The following is a 3,908-nucleotide window of genomic DNA, read 5'->3' as shown; positions in this document are numbered from 1 at the left end:
CCTGGCAGACGATCACGATGCCGGGATCGTATAGCACCGGCGTGCGAGACAACGCCCGGTCCGAGCGCAGGATTCGTACATCGCGCAACGCGGTCAGGTTGTAGCCCTCCCGCGGAGCTAACGCAGTAAGCAAGGCAACCATCCGATGCTGATCACGTGCGCTGGCAGAGGAAACGCTTTGGTCGGCGCCTTCCGTGCCATCCAGTTCGCTCATATAAATAGGCAACATAAGCAGAGAATTGGGTCTGATTTTGAGCAGTTATTAAGAATAACATGCAATCTTTCACACCAACCCGGGAGTGTTTTCATGTCATCGACCAAAACAATGTTGATCACTGGCGTCAGTAGCGGCTTCGGACGCGCACTGGCAGAAGAAGCGCTTGCTGCAGGGTATCGGGTCGTCGGCACGGTACGAAGCGAGCAGGCAAAACAGACGTTCGAAACGCTTAGCTCGACCAGTGCGTTTGGTCGCGTGCTTGACGTTACTGACTTTGAGTCTGTCGAACATGTCGTGGCCGAAATTGAGGCAAGCGTCGGGCCACTGGACGTGCTGGTGAACAACGCAGGCTACGGTCACGAGGGCGTCATGGAGGAGTCACCGCTTGAGGAAATGCGTCGGCAATTCGACGTGAATGTGTTCGGGGCCGTTGCTGTCATGAAGAGTGTGTTGCCGTATATGCGCGAACGACGGCGCGGGCATATTCTTAACATCACATCGATGGGCGGCTTTATCACCATGCCGGGAATCGCCTACTACTGGGGCAGTAAATTCGCCTTGGAAGGAATCTCCGAGGTCCTCGGCAAAGAAGTCAAGCCGTTCGGCATCCACGTGACCGCTGTAGCGCCTGGGTCTTTTCGCACTGAGTGGGCCGGTCGTTCGATGGTTCGAACGCCGCGCTCGATCCCAGACTACGATTCTCTATTCGATCCCATTAGAAAAGGACGGGAAGAGAAAAGTGGTAGGCAACTCGGCGATCCTGTGAAAGCTGCGCGTGCCATGTTGGCCGTTATCGAAAGCGATGAGCCACCGTCGCATCTTCTGCTAGGAAGTGATGCGCTCGGCTTGGTTCGGGAAAAGCTCTCGTTGCTCAGTGCAGAATTTGACGCTTGGGAAACTGTCACGAGATCGACGGATGGATGATTGCGCGTAGCGACCGTATTAGGGAACGGGGCGAAACGGCTCAACAGCAATGGAGTGCGTCGGATGAATCTGAGCAGATTCGAAAAGCGCCTCTCCTTGCTTGGCCGCGAAGTTGTGAAGAACGATCCATCTCTTTCAAATGTCCCCAGCCCAGCCGCTCGGCATCCACGCTGTTGCACATCAATACGACAATTTCACCTATCCGCATCGCCCGTATCGAACACGACATTTGCGCCGTCGCCTCGCCCTGAAATTCGTGTTCGTCCTCGCTGCGACCGGTCACGGCATTAAATCTAGACGGCCATACACACCACTGGTCGGGGTCGGACCGGCCGCGAAGAACAGCGTGTTAAGCGGCTGGTTATCGACGTTGTTGCCAAAGGCAATCCCCCAGAGTCCCGTCTGCTTGAAGATCGTTCCATCAGTCTGCGTGAGGGCGCCAATGGACGCGCCCGTGTTCGGGTCGAACACATTGATCGTCCCATCGCCGAAATTGCCCACCAGCAACTCATTGCTCGCCGCCCCAAAGTTCGCCGGGGCAAGCGCCACGCCCCACGGCGAATTCAAGACGCCGCCGGTCGCGATACGCTTGATGAAGTTGCCGGCGGCGTCGAACGCATTGACAACGCCATTGCCCGCGCCGTTCATCTGCGTGTGGCCATCCGGCCCGAGCACGGCATAGGTAACGTAGACGGTGCCCCCGATGTCCGCGATGCCGAACGGTGACAGACCTGCGGGCAGGTTCGGATCGATGAAGCCGCCTGCCAGCTGGATCTTGTTGAAGGACTTGTCGAACACATCGATCTTCTTGTTGTGGAAGTCGGCCGCATAGAGCAGGTTTGCACCGGCGTTCACGCCGATTGCAAGGCCCTTGTAGACCGCGCCCCCCGCGCCATCATCGTGGGCCGTGACTGCTTGAGTCTGCAGCACCTTCGGAGACCATGCCGCGATGGTGCCGGCATCCGTCGCGAAGATGAAGAGCGCGTTGGACGCAGCGCCCCCGTTGGCGCTGATCTGGAAATCCGTGCTTGGGTTGAACGCGATACCGGTCGGTCCGGCGGCCTGTCCCGCCGCGTTAGGCGGGATCGTGACCACGAGCGCCTGCGGCACGCCGTTGCCGTCATAGAGCGTTGACTTCTTCGTGTCGTTATCCGACACCCACACTGGCCCGGTCGGGTTGAACGCGATGCCCCAGCCGTTTTTCAGGTTCGCGTCGATGTTCGCGGACGCAACGCTACCGTCCGATACAAGGATGGTCGACCTGAACTGCGGGGTCATCCCATGATTGTTGTCGTCGTGGTGATCGTGGCCACCGCACGCAGCGAGGGTTATAGCAACACAGCTCGCGGCGACAGTACGAATGGTCCATTGATGGAGTTTCATATGAACGCTTTCCTTTGATAGAGAAATTCGCGGGCCCCGGCTGCGCAATCCTGTTAACGCCGTTTTTATGCCCGAAGGAGAGTGAGCCGCAGCGCTGAGCCATCCGGAAAAATCGTCGCAGCGCGGAAATAGTTCGGTTTCCATGCTGAAAACGACTGTCGCCACGATTTATTCCCAATCCTCACAAAACATTTCCCAACACTTCAACGAGGCCGTTCGATAGATCGCCGGCAAGGACATGTCGATGGCGGAGGCTCGCTTGAATGTTCATCGCCCGTGGAATATTTCTGCGCGTCGTCCGTTTCGTCTACCTAATTAGATTCGCCTCTCTCAACGCCGTATCGCCGGACCCGCTTGCCGCTTTGCGGCAGCCGCGGGAGGCACCGGCATTTTTGCGAGTTTTTTATGAAAAGAACCGTAGCCACGAGCGCGCTCGTGTTGTGCATTTCGGCCGCGCATGCGCAGAGCAGCGTAACCCTGTATGGCATCATCGATGAAGGCTTCGAAGCCATCAGCAATGCTCCTGTTGCAGGCAGCAACAGCGGCGGCAGGCTGTTCAGGCTGGATGCCAACAACGGCCTCAATGGTTCGCGGTGGGGCTTAAAGGGCTCGGAAGATCTCGGCGGTGGTGTGAAGGCTATTTTCACGCTCGAGAACGGGTTTGAACTGAACAACGGAAAGCTCGCGCAAGGTGGCGATGAATTTGGTCGCCAGGCCTTTGTGGGTTTGTCGAGTGAGCGGGTTGGCACGGTGACGCTCGGGCGACAATACGACCCTGTTGTCGACTATGTGGGGATATACGAATTCGGTGATTCGAACCTCGGCTCGGACCATGCAGCGCACCCCGGCGATCTTGACAACTTCAACTTCACTCGCCGCCAGAACAACTCGGTGAAGTATCAAAGCCCCACGTATGGCGGCCTGACCCTCGAAGGGCTTTACAGTTTTGGTGGCGTGCCCGGCTCGCTTGCGACCAATCAGGCTTACTCATTCGGCGCGCATTTCACCAACGGTCCGCTGGGATTGGCGCTTGCGTATTCGCACGTCAACAATCCGGCGGCGTCCTTGTTTGGAAGCAATCCAACCGACACGCCGATGTCGAACGGACTGACGGCGAGTCCGATCTATAGCGGTTATGCGACAGCGAGAAGCTACCAGGTGATAGCGGCCGGAGGGGCCTATGTGTTCGGGAACGTTGTCATGGGCGCGACGTATTCGAATATCCGATATTCGAACATTGCGGCGCTTGCCCAGAGCAGCGCGGATTTCAACGATGCCGAGTTCAGCGTGCAATATCGGTTCACGCCTGAGTGGTCGGTGGGCGCCGCCTACAATTTTCTCAAGGGCAATGCAGTCACGCAAACTATCGGAGGCGCGATATACA

The 3,908-nt window shown here is 57.6% G+C and carries 3 protein-coding genes and 1 pseudogene; 2 read left to right on the top strand and 2 right to left on the bottom strand.

Translation table 11 applies throughout. The annotated features are described in order from the left end of the window. Positions 1–214 (bottom strand): annotated as a pseudogene (locus JWR14_RS14455) (AraC family transcriptional regulator); the annotation flags it as partial. A 93-nt stretch (positions 215–307) separates the two neighbouring features. Here JWR14_RS14455 and JWR14_RS14450 point away from each other — a divergent pair. Continuing rightward, a complete protein-coding gene (locus tag JWR14_RS14450; RefSeq protein ID WP_299707802.1) occupies positions 308–1,141 on the top strand; it encodes an oxidoreductase in 834 nt (277 codons plus the stop codon). Positions 1,142–1,420: 279 nt separating this feature from the next. On the opposite strand, the gene JWR14_RS14445 is transcribed toward JWR14_RS14450, so the two are convergent. Next, positions 1,421–2,524: a TIGR03118 family protein gene (locus JWR14_RS14445; RefSeq protein WP_299707800.1), complete on the bottom strand. Its 1,104-nt coding sequence runs from the start codon at positions 2,522–2,524 to the stop codon at positions 1,421–1,423. A gap of 405 nt (positions 2,525–2,929) precedes the next feature. On the opposite strand from JWR14_RS14445, the gene JWR14_RS14440 reads away from it, so the two are divergent. Then, the coding region (locus JWR14_RS14440; protein ID WP_299707798.1) for a porin at positions 2,930–3,908 on the top strand (979 nt) is incomplete at its 3' end.

This window comes from Caballeronia sp., from assembly GCF_028292365.1.
Taxonomy (GTDB): domain Bacteria; phylum Pseudomonadota; class Gammaproteobacteria; order Burkholderiales; family Burkholderiaceae; genus Caballeronia.
This window is presented reverse-complemented; position numbering and strand designations above follow the sequence as displayed.

Excerpts from the sequence above, each read along its gene's own strand:
- JWR14_RS14445 (WP_299707800.1), bottom strand. The coding sequence starts at position 2,524 with ATGAAACTCCATCAATGGACCATTCGTACTGTCGCCGCGAGCTGTGTT.
- JWR14_RS14450 (WP_299707802.1), top strand. The coding sequence starts at position 308 with ATGTCATCGACCAAAACAATGTTGATCACTGGCGTCAGTAGCGGCTTC.